The sequence below is a fragment of the Nocardioides sp. P5_C9_2 genome, from assembly GCF_054049555.1.
Genome location: NZ_JBFUMD010000031.1, coordinates 1 through 15,203 on the forward strand (window position 1 = coordinate 1; position 15,203 = coordinate 15,203).

Annotated in this window: 18 protein-coding genes; 7 read left to right on the top strand and 11 right to left on the bottom strand. The window is 72.2% G+C overall.

Annotated elements, in window-relative coordinates:
• Nucleotides 1–688: thiolase family protein (locus ACXJKL_RS03030; RefSeq protein ID WP_457205573.1), on the bottom strand; the 688-nt coding region annotated here is incomplete at its 3' end.
• A gap of 64 nt (nt 689–752) precedes the next feature.
• On the opposite strand from ACXJKL_RS03030, the gene ACXJKL_RS03035 reads away from it, so the two are divergent.
• Together ACXJKL_RS03035 and ACXJKL_RS03040 are read left to right on the top strand one after the other, a co-directional pair.
• Nucleotides 753–1,433 carry a VOC family protein gene (locus ACXJKL_RS03035; protein WP_457205574.1) on the top strand — a complete coding sequence of 227 codons (681 nt, stop codon included), beginning with the start codon at nt 753–755 and terminating at the stop codon, nt 1,431–1,433.
• A gap of 11 nt (nt 1,434–1,444) precedes the next feature.
• Nucleotides 1,445–2,458, top strand: a complete 1,014-nt coding sequence (locus ACXJKL_RS03040) for a serine hydrolase domain-containing protein (protein ID WP_457205575.1) — start codon at nt 1,445–1,447, stop codon at nt 2,456–2,458.
• Nucleotides 2,459–2,519: 61 nt separating this feature from the next.
• On the opposite strand, the gene ACXJKL_RS03045 is transcribed toward ACXJKL_RS03040, so the two are convergent.
• Nucleotides 2,520–3,071 (bottom strand): hypothetical protein, encoded by a 552-nt coding sequence (locus ACXJKL_RS03045; RefSeq protein ID WP_457205576.1) that lies wholly within the window; start codon nt 3,069–3,071, stop codon nt 2,520–2,522.
• Between the two features lie 181 nt (nt 3,072–3,252).
• Here ACXJKL_RS03045 and ACXJKL_RS03050 point away from each other — a divergent pair, with 181 nt between their 5' ends.
• Nucleotides 3,253–3,420: a hypothetical protein gene (locus tag ACXJKL_RS03050; RefSeq protein ID WP_457205577.1), complete on the top strand. Its 168-nt coding sequence runs from the start codon at nt 3,253–3,255 to the stop codon at nt 3,418–3,420.
• 43 nt (nt 3,421–3,463) lie between these two features.
• On the opposite strand, the gene ACXJKL_RS03055 is transcribed toward ACXJKL_RS03050, so the two are convergent.
• The 9 genes from ACXJKL_RS03055 to ACXJKL_RS03095 all read right to left on the bottom strand — a co-directional run bounded on the left by ACXJKL_RS03055 (nt 3,464) and on the right by ACXJKL_RS03095 (nt 11,218).
• A complete protein-coding gene (locus tag ACXJKL_RS03055) occupies nt 3,464–3,604 on the bottom strand; it encodes a hypothetical protein (RefSeq protein WP_457205578.1) in 141 nt (46 codons plus the stop codon).
• A 60-nt stretch (nt 3,605–3,664) separates the two neighbouring features.
• A complete protein-coding gene (locus tag ACXJKL_RS03060; RefSeq protein ID WP_457205579.1) occupies nt 3,665–4,405 on the bottom strand; it encodes an energy-coupling factor ABC transporter ATP-binding protein in 741 nt (246 codons plus the stop codon).
• A complete protein-coding gene (gene cbiQ / locus ACXJKL_RS03065; RefSeq protein ID WP_457205580.1) occupies nt 4,402–5,070 on the bottom strand; it encodes a cobalt ECF transporter T component CbiQ in 669 nt (222 codons plus the stop codon). The genes ACXJKL_RS03060 and cbiQ overlap by 4 nt, the downstream gene beginning before the upstream one ends.
• Nucleotides 5,070–5,420: a PDGLE domain-containing protein gene (locus tag ACXJKL_RS03070; protein WP_457205581.1), complete on the bottom strand. Its 351-nt coding sequence runs from the start codon at nt 5,418–5,420 to the stop codon at nt 5,070–5,072. Before ACXJKL_RS03070 ends, cbiQ begins: the two co-directional genes overlap by 1 nt.
• Nucleotides 5,417–6,103 (bottom strand): energy-coupling factor ABC transporter permease, encoded by a 687-nt coding sequence (locus ACXJKL_RS03075; RefSeq protein ID WP_457205582.1) that lies wholly within the window; start codon nt 6,101–6,103, stop codon nt 5,417–5,419. The genes ACXJKL_RS03070 and ACXJKL_RS03075 overlap by 4 nt, the downstream gene beginning before the upstream one ends.
• 107 nt (nt 6,104–6,210) lie before the next feature.
• Nucleotides 6,211–7,728 carry a HoxN/HupN/NixA family nickel/cobalt transporter gene (locus tag ACXJKL_RS03080; RefSeq protein WP_457205583.1) on the bottom strand — a complete coding sequence of 506 codons (1,518 nt, stop codon included), beginning with the start codon at nt 7,726–7,728 and terminating at the stop codon, nt 6,211–6,213.
• Nucleotides 7,725–9,032, bottom strand: coding sequence for a tetratricopeptide repeat protein (locus ACXJKL_RS03085; protein ID WP_457205584.1), 1,308 nt, complete (start codon nt 9,030–9,032; stop codon nt 7,725–7,727). The genes ACXJKL_RS03080 and ACXJKL_RS03085 overlap by 4 nt, the downstream gene beginning before the upstream one ends.
• An 80-nt stretch (nt 9,033–9,112) precedes the next feature.
• Complete coding sequence (locus tag ACXJKL_RS03090; RefSeq protein WP_457205585.1) at nt 9,113–10,606, bottom strand: DUF4331 domain-containing protein; 1,494 nt, start codon at nt 10,604–10,606, stop codon at nt 9,113–9,115.
• A gap of 186 nt (nt 10,607–10,792) precedes the next feature.
• Nucleotides 10,793–11,218, bottom strand: a complete 426-nt coding sequence (locus ACXJKL_RS03095) for a pyridoxamine 5'-phosphate oxidase family protein (RefSeq protein WP_457205586.1) — start codon at nt 11,216–11,218, stop codon at nt 10,793–10,795.
• 378 nt (nt 11,219–11,596) lie between these two features.
• Between ACXJKL_RS03095 and ACXJKL_RS03100 the strand changes: the two genes are divergently transcribed.
• The 4 genes from ACXJKL_RS03100 to ACXJKL_RS03115 form a co-directional block, all read left to right on the top strand.
• Nucleotides 11,597–12,241: a response regulator transcription factor gene (locus tag ACXJKL_RS03100; RefSeq protein ID WP_457205587.1), complete on the top strand. Its 645-nt coding sequence runs from the start codon at nt 11,597–11,599 to the stop codon at nt 12,239–12,241.
• 10 nt (nt 12,242–12,251) lie between these two features.
• Complete coding sequence (locus ACXJKL_RS03105; RefSeq protein WP_457205588.1) at nt 12,252–13,409, top strand: MalY/PatB family protein; 1,158 nt, start codon at nt 12,252–12,254, stop codon at nt 13,407–13,409.
• Between the two features lie 19 nt (nt 13,410–13,428).
• Entirely contained in the window at nt 13,429–14,628 is a 1,200-nt protein-coding gene (locus tag ACXJKL_RS03110; RefSeq protein WP_457205589.1) for a nucleotide sugar dehydrogenase, read from the top strand.
• A 5-nt stretch (nt 14,629–14,633) separates the two neighbouring features.
• On the top strand, nt 14,634–15,203 hold a 570-nt coding region (locus ACXJKL_RS03115; RefSeq protein ID WP_457205590.1), incomplete at its 3' end, for an alpha/beta fold hydrolase.

The window sequence follows — 15,203 nt, forward strand, 5'->3', positions numbered from 1 at the left end:
AGGGTGCCCAGCGGAAGACCGCCGTCCCTTCCATCTGTACGACGGGGTGGTCCGCCTGCCCCTCGCCGTGCCCGCCGAGACAGCTCGGGGTCTGGTTGATGACGTGGGCCTGCGAGCCGTCCGAGCCCCAGGCGGTCGGGCCGATCCCGGTCGCCTCCGCAGGTCCCACCACGACCGCGCCGGCACCGTCGGCGAAGATGAACGCCGTACCGCGGTCGGTGGGGTCCATGAAGCGGCTCAGCTGCTCGACCCCGATCACCAGCACGTACTTCTCGGCACCCGAGCGGACCATCGAGGACGCCAGGTTGAGCGCGTGGCAGAAGCCCGCGCAGCCGGCGGAGACGTCGAACGCCGCCGCCGTCGACCCGAGCCGGGTGGCGACCTGCGGGGCCGAGGCGGGCGTGTGCTCCGGGTGCGTCGAGGTGGCGACGATGACACCGCCGAGCCGGTCGGCGGTCACGCCGGACACCTCGAGCGCACGTTCGGCGGCGGTGGTCGCCATGCCGATGAGGCTCTCGTCCGGGCCGGCGAAGCGCCGCGTCCTGATCCCCGAGCGGCTCTGGATCCACTCGTCGTCGGAGTCGAGCACCTCGCAGATCTCGTCGTTGGTGACGACCCGCTCGGGTCGGTAGACCCCGAGGCCCAGCATCGCGGCGTTGGTGAGCTCGGTGGTCTGCTGGATCGTCATGGGGCGAGCATAGGCACGCCGCATGCGGGCTGACCTGACGCCGCGTTCCTGATTGACTGAGGGCATGAGCCTCGTCACCTGGCAGGACCTGTGCATCGACGCCATGGACGTCGGCGCCCAGGCCCGGTTCTGGGCGGACGTCAGCGGACTGGAGGTCGCCGACGGCGAGGCGCCGGCCCGCCTCAGCGGCCCGACCCCGCGCCACACCCTGTGGGTCAACCCCGTCGACCGCCCCCACACGACGAAGAACCGCACCCACCTCGACGTCGACTGCGCGTCGGTCGAGGACCTGGTCGGCCTCGGGGCGACGGTGCTCGCGCCGGCCACCGAGACGGGCCTCGGGTGGACGGTGATGGCCGACCCGGAGGGCAACGAGTTCTGCGCCTTCGTGCGGCCCCCCGACCAGCTGCCGGCCTATCGCCTCCACGGGATCGGCATCGACTGCGTCGACCACGAGCTCCTCGCCCGATGGTGGGGGGAGCTCTTCGGCACCGGGCCGACCTACTACGCCGAGCACGACTGCTGGACCCTCACCGGCGTCGCGGTCGACGAGCGGATGACGCTCGACTTCGCGCCGGTCCCCGAGCCGCGGACCGCGCCCAACCGGGTGCACTGGGACGTCGTGGGTCGCGTCGACGACCTGCTCGCCCGCGGCGCGACACGCCTGTGGGACCAGCCGCACTGGACGGTGCTGGCCGACCCCGAGGGCAACGAGTTCTGCGTCTTCCCTCCCACCGCCGGATGAGCGGTCCGCGCATGCCCGACAGCGATTCGCTGCGCGACGCGGTGCGCACCACGGCTGAGCGCACCGGGTTCTCCGGGGTGGTCCGCGTCGACCGCGCGGGTCGGACCGAGCTGTGCGTGGCGCACGGGTACGCCGACCGGGCCCACGCGATCCCGAACACCCCCGACACCCGGTTCGCGATCGCCAGCGGATCGAAGACGTTCACCGCGCTGGCGGTCATGGCCCTGGTCGAGCGCGGGACGCTCACGCTGGGGACGACGGCACGGTCACTGCTCGGCGACGACCTGCCGCTCGTCGCCGACGACGTCACCATCGAGCACCTGCTCGCCCACCGCTCCGGGATCGGCGACTACCTGGACGAGTCGGGCGGTGGGGACGTCACCGACTACGTGCTGTCCGTGCCGGTCCACCTGCTGGCCACGACCGAGCAGTTCCTGCCGGTCCTCGACGGGCATCCGACCGTGTCCCCCGCCGGGGACCGGTTCGCCTACTGCAACGGCGGCTACGTCGTGCTCGCCCTGCTGGCCGAGCGCGCGACCGGCATCGACCACCCTGTGCTGGTGCGCACGCTCGTGTGCGAGCCCGCCGGCATGCCCGACACCGCGTTCCTGCGCCTGGACGAGCTCCCCGGCCGGGCGGCGCGGGGCTACCTCGCGGCGGACGGCCTGCGGAGCAACGTCCTCCACCTGCCGGTGCTCGGCACCGGGGACGGCGGCGCCTTCACGACCGTCGCCGACCTGCACACCTTCTGGGGGTCGCTGCACGCGGGCCGCATCGTCGCGCCGGCGGTCGTCGCGGAGATGGTACGACCGCACAGCGACTGGCCGGAGGAGTCCCGGCGCTACGGCCTCGGCTTCCACCTCGACGCGACCGGCGACGCCGTGTGGCTCGAGGGCTCCGACGCCGGGGTGTCGTTCACCAGCCTGCACCAGCCGTCGACCGACACCACGTGGACGGTGGTCTCGAACTGGTCGCGCGGCGCCTGGCCGATGGTCAGGCTCCTCGACGAGCGTCTCGGCACCTGAGGCCTCGACGCCCTGAGGTCTCGACACCCTGAGGTCTCGACATCTTGGATGGCCCGAGCGGTCAGGTGAAGCGCACGGCGGCCGGTCCCGCCGGCACCTCGTACTGGTGGCTGCGGGCGGTGCCCCCCTCGAGCTCGGTGAGGACGTGGTGCGCCAGGCGTGCCGTGGGCGGCGCCAGGAACAGGCTCTGCGCGGCGTACGGCCGGCCTGACCAGGTGTCGGGGAGCTGGTGGCGGATCCGGGTGTCGAGCAGCTCGAGCGGACGCCAGCCGGGCACCGGACGCGAGCGGGTCGGGGCGACCTGCTCGATCGTGTCCCACTGCCCCGCCCACAGCTTCACGTAGAGGTCGAGCGCGGCGGCCAGGATGGCGGGGTGCTCCTCCACGACCACGAACCGGTGGTGCACGCGGAAGCCGTACTGGTGCCGGGGGGTCCGTACGACGCCGGCCCGCTCGGCCACCACGCCCAGGTCGAGCTCACAGGCACTCGGGTCGTCGAGACGGACGGCGCACAGGCGGGCGGCGGCCGCCCAGTCCCCGGCGACGACGTCGGCGAGGGTGTCCAGGGCGGGGGCGAGCAGTCCCGCTCCGGGGTGGGTGATGGTGACGGTCATGGGGGCCTCCGGCCGACAGCCTCCGGCACGGCCGTCGGACCGGAGCCACCCGTGCGCGGTTTTCCCGTGAACCGGTGACGCGCGGTCGTCGCGGCGCCACAACTCACCCGGGGCGGGGGAGGCAGTCGGCGCCCGATAGGAGCAGGCTGGTGGTCCCGGAGTCGCAGGAACGGAGCCCGTCATGACCTCGAGGCACTCCATCAGCGCACTGGCCGACATCACGGGGTGGACCGAGGGCGAGATCCTGGTGTTCTGCGGTGCCGCGGTCGGCGCCGGGTGCGCGACCGCGTTGATCGCGTCGCTGCACGCGGCCGACAAGGTGCTCGAGGCACTGCCTCGGACCCGCTGAACGGTTGCCCTGACCTGCTGACGCTGACCGGGCGGCTACGGACTCAGCTGGCGCGGCCTTGGTTGCGACGGTCCTTGACCTGCTGCAGGGCCTGCTTGATCTTCGCCTGGTTCTGGGGCTTGCGTGCCTCGTCGAACACCATCTTGGCGACTCCGAGGGCACCGGCCTTCTTCATGAATCCCATGCCCGAAACCTAACGGGGCGGCCCAACCACGCCGGCACGAGCGCGTCCACCCCGGTCGTGTCAGCACCTGCTCGGGTCGAACCCGTAGGGGAGCTCGAGACGGTGTGCGGTCATCAGGGCGTCGTCGGTGAGGATGTCGAGGGTCCGACCCTGCGCGGCGACGACGCCGTCGGAGAGCACGACCGCCCGGGGACAGAGCTGGAGGGCGTAGGGCAGGTCGTGGGTGACCATCATCAACGTGACGTCGAGGCCGGTGAGGATGTCGGCCAGCTCGCGGCGGGACGCGGGGTCGAGGTTCGAGCTCGGCTCGTCGAGCACGATGACCTCGGGCTCCATCACGAGCACGGTGGCCACGGCCACGCGACGCCGCTGGCCGAAGGACAGGTGGTGCGGTGGGCGGTCGACGAAGTCGGCCATGCCCACCATGTCGAGCGCCGCCATCACCCGTCGGTCCAGCTCGGCGCCCCGGATCCCGAGGTTGCGCGGGCCGAAGGCGACGTCGTCGCGGACGCTGCCCATGAAGAGCTGGTCGTCGGGGTCCTGGAAGACGATGCCGACGCGACGCCGGATCTCGCGGAGGTTCTCCCGGACGACGGGGAGCCCGGAGACGGTCACCGTGCCGCGACCCGGCATCAGGATGCCGTTGAGGTGCAGCACGAGGGTGGTCTTGCCGGCGCCGTTCGGGCCCAGCACGGCCACCCGGTCTCCGCGGTGCACGTGCAGGTCGACCCCGAAGAGCGCCTGGTGGCCGTCGGGATAGGCGAACGCCACGGACTGCAGGTCGAGGACGGGGGTGGTCATCGGCGGGAGCTGCCGTCGTAGCCGCGGGCGATCATCGCCAGGTGGACCCGCTCGCCACGCTCGAAGGAGCGGATGAACAGCGCCCCGACCGAGCGCCCGAGCACCGGCCAGTGCCGCGGGTCGCGGGCGGTGAACCCGCGGGACTCGCGAGCGGTCCGCATCCGGCGCAGCTCGTCGGTGACGACGTCGAGGTAGCGGACCATGAACCCCATGATCTGCACGAGCTGTGCGGGCACGTGGAGCCGCTCGAGGCCGGCGAGGAGGTCCCGTGGATCCGTCGTGGCGGCGAGCAGGAGGCTGGCGAGGACGCCGAGGGTGGCCTTGGTGACGAGGCCGGCGGCGGCGACCAGGCCGGGCTCGCTGAGCGACAGCCCGGCGACCTGGACCGCGGGGCCCGAGGCGACGAACGGCAGCACCGCGGCGAACACGAGCACCGGGGTCTCGACGACCATGCGCCGAGCCAGGTAGCGGGCGGGCACGCCGGACACGGCGACCAGGACGCCGAGCACGACGGCGTACGCCGCGAAGACGGGGAACCACGCCAGCGGGGTGGCCACGACGACGAGCATGAAGCAGACCAGGCCCGCGACCTTGAGGTGGGCGGGCGCCCGGTGGAGCGGGGAGTGGCCGTGGAAGTGCAGCCGGTGTCCGTGCGGGGCGCCCATCACTCGCCCCGATGACGGGGACGGACCCGGGCCGGCGGCAGCTCGGGCGAGCGTCGGAGCCGGAGGAGCAGGGACGAGAGCCCGAGGACCACCAGGCAGCCGAGCACCCCGGCCAGGCCGCCCGAGAGACGGGAGTGGTCGACGCCGGACACCTCGTAGCCCGCGAGCGGGCCCCCGCCGGAGGCCTGCTCCGCGGATGCGAAGCCCAGGTCGCCGGCGACCCGGTTGAGCCCGTCGGGGCTGGCGGAGGCGTAGTGGCTGACCAGGCCCGCGACGACCAGCGCGACGAGGAGGCCCGTCAGCAGCACGGCGCGCGTGGACACGGTCCTCGTGCCCCTCGTGCCCCTCATGCCGGGACCTTCCGGGTCTCCAGCTCGCGGGCGTCGAGAAGCCCTCGCGCACCGTGCGCGAGGTCGGGGCGCACCGAGACGATCCCGGCGACGACCATGAACGTGATCAGCGCCTCCCCCATCCCGATCAGGACGTGCACACCGACCATCGCCGTCAGGAGCGTGTCGAACGGGATCGGGACGACACCGCCGACGGAGTAGAGCAGCACGAAGGTCGCCGCGCTCGCCGCCACGGACGCGATGGCGCCGAGCGCCGCGGCGGGCGCCACCATCGAGAGCCGTCGGGGCAGCACCAGCAGGGCACCGCGGAAGACGGCGTAGCCGACGACCACGGCGACCACCCCCATCAGCACGACGTTGGTGCCGAGTGCCGTGATGCCGCCGTCGGCGAAGAGCAGCGCCTGCACGACGAGCACGACCGTCATGCAGAGCAGCCCGGTGTAGGGACCGACGAGGACGGCCGTGAGCGCGCCCCCCATGAGGTGCCCACTGGTCCCTCCCGCCACGGGGAAGTTGATCATCTGACCGGCGAAGACGAAGGTCGCGATGATGCCGGCCAGGGGTGCGACCCGGTCGTCGAGCTCGCGGCGCGCACCGCGCAGGGCGATGGCGATGCCGACGACCGCCACCCCCGCGGTGGCCAGCGAGGTCGGTGCGTCGAGGAATCCGTCGGGGACGTGCATGCGATGACCTCCCGGTCCTTGTTGCACTCCGTGTGCAACAACACTGGTTCGGCGCGAGGCCGGTGTCCGGATGGGAGATCGACGGAGAAAGTGTGACCCGGCTCTCGTCAGAACCCGATGAGGGTGCGGACGACGACCCCGGACCCGACCGCGCAGATGCCGAACGCGGCGCCGTACCTCAGGTAGGTGCGGAGGTTCCCCGCCAGGAAGCCGCGCTGCAGGGCGAGCCGTTCGAGACGGGTCACCACGTCGCGGGCGAGCAGGCCCACCGCGGCCAGGGAGGCCGCCATCCCGATGCCGAAGGCGAGGACCAGCACGAAGCCGAACCATGCCCGCCCCAGGGCCACTGCCGCGAGCAGCAGCAGCAGCGCCGACGGGCTCGGCACCAGGCCGCCGACCAGGCCCATCACCCCGACGCTCCAACGACCGGGAGAAGTCTCGGGCTCCGCCGGGGCTCCCACGACGACGGGCGCGGACGCGACCGACACCGACCCGGCCGGGGCGTGTTCGGGCGCGGGCGCGTGGTCGTGACCGTGCTCGTGCTCGTGCCCGTGCCCGTGTCCGTGGCCGTGGCCGTGGCCGTGGCCATGTCCGTGGCCGTGGCCATGTCCGTGGCCGTGGCCGCCGTCCGTACGCAGTCGGGCCAGCAGGTAGAGCCCGAGGCCGACGATGAGCAGCCCGGTGGCAAGCGTCAGCCACGGATAGATCCGGGCCGGCACGAAGGCACTGCTGAGCGAGACCAGCATGCCCAGGACCAGGACCGAGCCGGTGTGCGCCACGGTGACGGCGCTGCCGACCGCGAGGGCCGAGCGCACGGAGTGGTCACCGCGCTGGGAGAGGTAGAAGGCCATCACGGTCTTGCCGTGCCCGGGCGAGAGCGCGTGCGTGGCGCCCAGGGTCAGAGCCACGAGGACGGCGAGGAAGGCGGCGATCCAGCCGTTCTCCCCGAGCAGGGACGTGGCGCGCGCGGAGAGCCAGCTGCCGCTGCTGGCGGTGGGCCCGTCGTCCTCGGTGCCGGGGAGCACGCCGGGCGGTCCGCCCGGGGACACGACGAGCGAGGCGGAGGTGACGTCGAGGGGGGACTGCAGCAGGTCCTGGGGGTAGGACGTGAGGCGGTCGCTCGTGCTGTCGCTCGGGACGTCCGAGCTGGTCAGGGTCATTCCGTCGCCGACGGCGGTGACCTCGCGCCATCCCACCGATCCCGGCGCGGTCGAGTCCTGGAAGGTGATCTCGCCGGCTCCGATGTCCGCGGCGCCGGAGTAGCCGCAGGTGATCCGGGTGATCGGCAGTCCGCCCTCGCCGTCACCGAGCGTCGCGGACGAGCTGTCCAGGGTGAGGCGTACGTCGGTGCCGCCCGACTGCAGCTCCAGCCCGCGGGCCGTCGTGGCGCACTCGCGCTGCGCCAGGGCGGGCAGGTCGTCGATCGCCCTGCCGAGCTGGGCGGTGGGAATCTCGGCGAGGTCGACGACGTGGTCGACCTCGACACCGGTGGACGAGACGAGGATCCCGGTGTAGCGGTTGACCGTGAAGTTGCCGAGGGGGTGCGCTGCCGCCGGGGCGGCCGTGACGACGAGGCTCGCGGCGATGGCGCCGAGGGCGAGCAGGAGACGCGCGAGGACTCTCATCGGGTTCCTTCGATCTGGGCGAGGGCCCTGAGGGCCAGGGTGCGCTGCCACGGGGACAGACCGGGGTCGGTGTCGAGCCCGCGCCGCAGGTGGGTCCGGGCCTCGCGCGTCATCCCTAGTGCCGCCTCGACGGTGCCCCGGTGGATCCAGAACTTCGCCTCCGGCGAGCCGAGACGGGTGGCCCGGCGGGCGATGGTGAGCGCCTCACGGTCGCGACCGTTGCGGTGCAGCGCCCAGGCGAGGGCGTCGGCGACGTGGACGCTGGTGCGCTGCCGCCACTCGGCGCGGGCCTGGGTGAGGGCACGCTCGGCCGATCCGTGGTCGGCCTCGAAGAGCGCGGTCTCCAGGTCGGTGCGGACGCCGCTGGCGTCGAGGAGCTCGATGGTGGTGCGCACGACGGCGAACTGGGCGTCGGCCTCGTCGGGTCGACCGAGGTGCGCGAGCAGCTCGCCGAGCTCGGTCAGGTACTCGGGGAGCGGCTGCCGGGCCACCACGGCCCTCCAGGTCGCCACTGCGCCCTCGAGGTCACCGCGTGCGACCTGGAGACGGGCTGAGGACACGAGTCCCGGCAGGTAGCCCGGCACCGCCTCCTGCACGATGTCGAGCTGGCGGCCCGCCGCGGCGAGCCGGTCCTGCTTGCGCAGGATGTCGGCGGCGAGCGTCAAGGTGTACGCCTTGTCGGCCCGCGAGCCGGTGGCGGCCGCGCGGCGCAGGATGCCGAGGGCGCGACCGAGGTCGCCGCGGAGCTCGTAGGCGTAGGAGTACCGGGCGGCGACGGCGGTGCTCGGCTGCAGCCGGTCGGCGGTGCGCAGCGCCCTCAGCTGCTCGTCGTACCGTCCGAGCTCGTTGAGGGCGTCGACCCGGATGGCCAGCGCGCCGAGGTCGCGCGGATTGATCGCCAGCGCCGCGTCGGCGCTCGCCAGTGCGTCCGAGAAGTCGTGGCGGGCCGAGGCGATCGCGGCACGCGCCGCGAGGGCCGCGAAGTTCTCGTCGGGCTCGACCTCGAAGGACCGTGCAGCGGCCTCGTCGGCCTTGTCGTAGTAGGTGGCGTTGCCGCTGACGCGGGCCTGCTCGACGTACGCCACGGCGAGGTTGGCCCAGGACGCGTGGTCGCCGGGCACGCGCCGCAGGGTGTCCTGCAGGGCCACGATGCTCGCCTCGAGGTCCTGCCCCGAGTCGGGCACGACACGGGCCACGGAGGCCGCCGGACGGACGTCCGCGGGACCGGACGTGGTCGCGACGCCGAGGCCGCCGGAGACACCGAGCACGAGGCCGATGCCGATCACGGTGAGGCTCTTGCGCATGGGGTGTCCTTCCGACGGTGAGCGGTGGTGCAGCCCGGCCGCGCGACGCGTACGCCGCGCGGCCGGGCTGGTGGTGAGGGTCAGTCCTTGCGCTTCTGGCGGGCGGCGCCGCCGATGCCGCCGAGCAGGGCGAGGAGCCCCACACCGACGAACGCGAAGGAGTTCTGGCGGCTCGGCAGGACGCCCTGCACGAGGCCGCCGGTGTCGGCGGACTGCTTCGCCGCGCCACCCGTGGACGGGTGCGGGTCGGCGTTGCTGCCGCTGGCCGGGAGGGCCAGGTAGGGGAACTTCTTCCCGAACGCGGCGTCGTTGGCGTCGACGCCGTCACCGAGGTCGTTCGCCGATCCGACGAGCTCGCCCTCGACGACCTGGAGCGCGATGTCGATGACGTCGTCACCGAGCCGGCGGCCGTTGGGGAAGCCCTGGGTGTCGCCACCGATCACACCGAGCCGGTTCGGCTCGGCCGTGACGGGCGTCGACATGTTGAGGCGCAGCTGCTCGCTCGGCGTCACCTTGCCCTTCGCCTTGTTGAGGCCCTTGACGCCCGTGAGGAACACCGACACGAGGTCGTTGCGCGGGGTCTTCGGCGCGTCGATGCCGTAGACGGACTCGACGAGCTTGGGCAGCTCGGGGTTGGTGACGTACTTGAGCGCGCCGACGTCCTGCGTCGGCTGGGAGGCGTTGAAGCCGTCCTTGAGCTTCAGCGGGATGACGACCTCGTTGACCAGCGGGTTGCCCAGGCGCGAGACCTGGACGTACTTGCCGTTGGTCGACTTCTTCTGGGTCGTCGACCAGGTGCCGATCACCGGGTTCTTCTTGGCGTTGCTCTTCTCGGCCACCCACCTCTTGGGCACCTGGAGCGCGACCGACTGGACGTTGAACCCGGCCAGGGTGTCGTCCCCGGCCTCGGACAGGTCGCCGCCGTACAACAGGTCGAAGACCCGCAGGTCGAGGAAGAACGGGTCCTCGGCCTGGCCGACGAAGGACTTGACGTTCTTCTTCGGCATGGTGGTCGCCTCGTCGCGCAGCTTGGCGTAGTCAGGCATGGACGCCTTGCCGATGTTCGACGGGGCGACCCGCTTGTTGTTGACGATCGTCTTGACCTTGCCGCTCTTGGAGATCCTGACCAGCTTGTAGGTCTGGTAGTAGTTCAGGTTCTTGTCCTTGAGCGACGTCACCGGGCCGGTGGCGGCCAGGAACGTGTCCTTGGTGACGTAGTGGTCCTTGAAGGTCCACCGGAACGTCACGTCGGGCTTGGCGTCCGCGTTGTTGTCGACGTGGATGTCGTACTGCGCGTCCGTGGCGAAGCTGTAGAAGTTCGGGCCACCCGCCGGCTCCTCGAAGGGCAGCCAGTTGGCGACCAGCGTGACCGTGCCCTGCTTCTCAGGGCTGCGGAACGCGTACAGGTCCGTCGTGTCGTACTGGGGGGTGCCCGCGATGAGCGGCGCCTCCCGGTGGCTTGACGCGGTGGCGGCGAGCGGGCCCAGACCGGCGACGCCGACTGCAGCCAGCAGGCCTCCGGTGCAGGCCAGGGCGATGGCCCCGTGCCGCTTGGTGGGTCGTGAGCGGTTCATCAGCAACTACTCCTTGAGTTGGCCCGGACCGCGGTGGGGCGTGCGGCCGGTTCGGGCAGCCCGAAACCCTTGAGCGGGCCGGGGTGCGATGTGTTCGGAGACACATCGGCCCGCAGATTGGTGCCGCGCGACGCCGCGAGCGGGAGCAGGAGCAGGGCGCGCCGACCCGTCGACGCGCTGCAGGCCTCAGTCGTGCGGACGCAGGTGCAGCCACGGACGGGCCAGCGAGAAGGCCCGCCCCGAGATGACGGTCGGGGTGATCTCGACGACGTTGGCCTTCATCGTCGGCACCCACGGGCGGAGCGGGACGTTCTCCGCACGGTGCGCCTCGTCCTCGGGGAGCAGCCGTGCCGACCCGCGCACGACGACGCTGCGCGCCGCCTCCTCGCCGTACCGGTCGACCTCGAAGGCCACCTCGGACCCCATGACGACCGCCAGCAGCTTGCTGCCCTCGGCGGTGCGGAACAGGAGGGTCTCGCCGTAGACGGCGTAGTTGACGGGGGTGATGTGGACCTCGTCGACGAGCCGGAAGGCGAGGCGGCCGAACTCCTCCGCGCGCAGCATCTCCCAGCACTCGGCCACCGTCAGCTCGCGGACCACGTCCTCGTCCATGCCCACCACCTCTCGGTTCGCCGGTCCCTCGAATCGCCGGCGCCTGTCCGCAACGTACGGCGGGCCGTCCCGGGGTCACCAGACCCGAAGGTCCTCCGACTCGTGGGATTCGCTGGCGACGGTCGGCACGGGTCGTCTAGCATCGTGGCTACCTTTCGAGGGACCCGCCGCCTGCGCGACGGGTTTGCGACTGGCGAGTGTGGGTGGCTCCGGCCTGACCCGCACCCCGGCTGGGAGCGTGCGACACCTCGCCACGCCGGTGGCGCGGCGGCTCGTCCACCGCCCCGCCGGCGTGGCTCCACGCCCGGCCCTTCCGTGATGCGCCTCCTCGGTTTACGATGTAAAGCGATATTCGTGGAGGAGAGGACTGCTGGTTCGATGGTGCTGAAGGTTGCTCTCGTCGACGCCGACGAGCTCGTCGTACGCGGTGTGGCCGCGATGCTGCAGTCCCACGGTGACAGCTGTCAGCTGGTCGACCTGTCGTCCTCGTCCGCCGACATCGTCCTGTGCGACACCGTCGCGACGATCCAGGGACAGCGCCGGGTGGCGCGCCTCCTGGCCGACAGCCGGGTCGGCAAGGTGGTCGTCCACACCTGGAACTTCCAGCCCTGGCTGGCCGGGGACCTGATCCGCCAGGGCGCCTCCGGCTACCTGTCGAAGGCCCTCACCGCCTCGGAGCTGGTCACCGCCCTGCACGCCGTCCACACCGGCCGCGTCGTGGTGTCCCCGGACCGCCGGGGCACGCAGGACGGCGCGGCCTGGGTCGGTCAGGACCAGGGACTGACGGCACGCGAGGCGGAGGTGCTGTCCCTCATCGCCGGCGGCCTGTCCAACACCGACGTGGCCGCGCGGATGGGACTGTCGATCAACTCGGTCAAGTCCTACGTGCGGTCCTGCTACCGCAAGATCGACGCCGACAGCCGTTCGCAGGCGGTGCTGTGGGCGATCACGCACGGCCTCGGGCCCGGCCACGAGACACGCAACGACCCGGAGGACGGACGACGACGGGACCTGCCCGCCTAGGGTCGGGACCGTGATCCGAGACCTCACCGACGCCGAAGCCCGCCGCGCACTGGTCCTCAAGTGGGGCACCGTCGAGCCCGACGTGATCCCCGCCTGGGTGGCCGAGATGGACTATGCGCCTGCCGAGGTCGTCACGGACGCGCTGCACGCGGCGATCGACGCCGGGCAGACCGGCTACCCGCGGTTCGAGACCGGCGGCGAGCTGGGCCGGGCGTACGCCGCGTGGGCCGGGAGGCAGTTCGACCACCGGGTCGAGCCCGACCACGTCATCCCGGTCGTGGACGTCACCGCCGGGGTCCGGCTCGCGCTCGACACGCTGTCCGACCCCGGCCCGATGGTGATGCCCGTCCCGGCCTACAGCCCCCAGCTCGACATCGCCGCGATCACCGGGCGGGAGCGGCGCGACCTCGTCGTCGACGCGGACGACGACCGGGCCGGCATCGACCTCGACCGCCTGGACCGCCTCCTGGCCGACGGTGCCCGCACGCTGCTGCTCACCCAGCCGCACAACCCGTGGGGACGGGTCTTCCGCCGCGCCGAGCTCGAGGGGATCCGCGACGTGGTCACTGCGCACGGGGCCCGGGTCATCAGCGACGAGATCCACGCACCGCTCGTGCTGCCCGGCGCCGAGCACGTCCCCTACCTCTCCCTGCCCGGCACCGCCGACCACGCGGTGGCCGTCGTCGCCTCGTCCAAGGCCTTCAACACCGCAGGGCTCAAGTGCGCCCAGGTCGTGACCGGCGACGAGGCGACCCGCGATCGGCTGTTCTCGGTGCCGATGGCCCGCAACGACTCCTGGTCGACGCTCGGCGTCGTGGGCGCGGTGGCGGCCTACACCCACGGGGACCCGTGGCTGGCGGCGCTGCGCGAGCGGCTCGACGAGCAGCGCACCCTGCTGGCGGAGCTGCTGGCCGAGCACCTGCCGCTGGCCCGGATGCGGCCGCTCGAGGCGACGTACCTCGCCTGGCTCGACCTACGGGCCTACGCTCCGCCGGGGCGCGACGACTGGGACGCCGCGGCCGCGATCCTCGAGAAGGGCCGGGTCAAGGTCTCCCCGGGCCACGACTACCACCCCGGCACCGGCGGGCACGTGCGCCTCAACATCGCCACCTCGCCGGCGCGGCTGACCGAGATCGTTCACCGCACTGCCGCCGCGCTGGGCGCGTGACTCGGGCAGAATGCGCCGCGTGACCACCCACCCCACCAGGATCGCCGTCGCCGGACTCGGGTACGTCGGCCTGTCCATGGCCATGCTGCTCGCCCGCCACCACCAGGTCGTCGGCCTCGACCTCGACGAGGCGCGCATCGACACGCTGCGCGCGGGCAAGAGCCCCATCCACGACGAGGACATCGAGCGCTTCCTCGTCGAGGAGGACCTGACGGTCACCTTCACCACCGACGCGGCCGAGGCCTACGCCGGCGCGGAGTTCGTCATCATCTCGACGCCGACCAACTACGACGAGGTCACCAACTACTTCAACACCGCCTCCGTGGAGGCGGTGATCGTCGACGTCCTGCGGCACGCACCCGACGCGACGATGGTCGTGAAGTCCACGGTCCCGGTCGGGTTCGTCGCGGACGTGCGCGCGCGGCTCGGCACCGACAACGTGATCTTCAGCCCCGAGTTCCTGCGCGAGGGCCGAGCCCTGCACGACAACCTGCACCCGGCGCGCATCGTCGTCGGCGAGGACAGCGACCGGGCCCGACGCTTCGCCGACCTGCTCGTCGAGGGCTCCGACGAGGACGACGTACCGACGCTCTTCACCGCACCCACGGAGGCCGAGGCGATCAAGCTCTTCGCCAACACCTACCTCGCGATGCGGGTGGCGTTCTTCAACGAGCTCGACTCGTTCGCGCTGTCGCACGGGCTCGCGACGCGGCAGATCATCGACGGCGTCGGGCTCGACCCGCGCATCGGCACGCACTACAACAACCCGTCCTTCGGGTACGGCGGCTACTGCCTTCCCAAGGACACCCGGCAGCTGCTGGCCAACTACTCCGAGGTCCCGCAGACGCTCATCACCGCGATCGTGGACGCCAACACGACCCGCAAGGACTTCATCGCCTTCGACATCCTCGACCGCAAGCCGCGCGTCGTGGGCGTGCACCGGCTGCTGATGAAGGCCGGGTCGGACAACTTCCGCGAGTCCTCCGTGCAGGGGATCATGAAGCGGATCAAGGCCAAGGGGATCCCGGTCATCGTCTACGAGCCCGAGATCGGCGGTGCGCACCTCGACGCCGACGGCCGGTTCTACGGCTCCGAGGTCGTCAGCGACCTCGACGCCTTCAAGGCCGAGGCCGACGTGATCGTGGCCAACCGGATGGTGCCCGAGCTCGCCGACGTCGCCGACCGGGTCTACACGCGGGACCTCTTCGGCTCGGACTGACAGCGGTGGTCGCCGCCGTCTTCGTCCACGGTGCCGGGAAGTCCGGCGCCGACGCGTGGCCGCTCCAGGCCGCCTCGCCGGACCCGGACTGGGAGTTCCTCGGTCGCGACGCCGGGGGTGACGACGCCTCGCGCGATGCCGACCGCATCCTCGACATGCTCCGGGCGAGGGACGGCGGGCACGTCGTGGCCCACTCGTACGGCGCCAGCGCGGCGATCCTGGCGTCACAGCGGGAGCCGCGCCTCGTGCTGTCGCTGGTCCTGCTGGAGCCGGCGTGCTTCGACCTGGCCCGCGGCGCGGCGGCCGTGGAGGAGCACATCGCCGCCATGACGCCGGTGTTTGCCGTAGCGCACGACCCGGCGGTCTCGATGCGCGAGTTCTCGCTGCAATTCGCGGTCGGGATGGGCTTCGAGCCCGCCGCCGCGGACTCGTGGAGCGACGACGACGAGATCCGCGTGCGCCGTCTCCGTGAGCTCCGGCCTCCCTGGGGGCTCGACCTCCGGCCGGAGCTGCCGGTGTGGACGCTCGTCGTCACCGGGGGCTCGCGGCCGCTCTACGAGGACACCGCCGCCGCC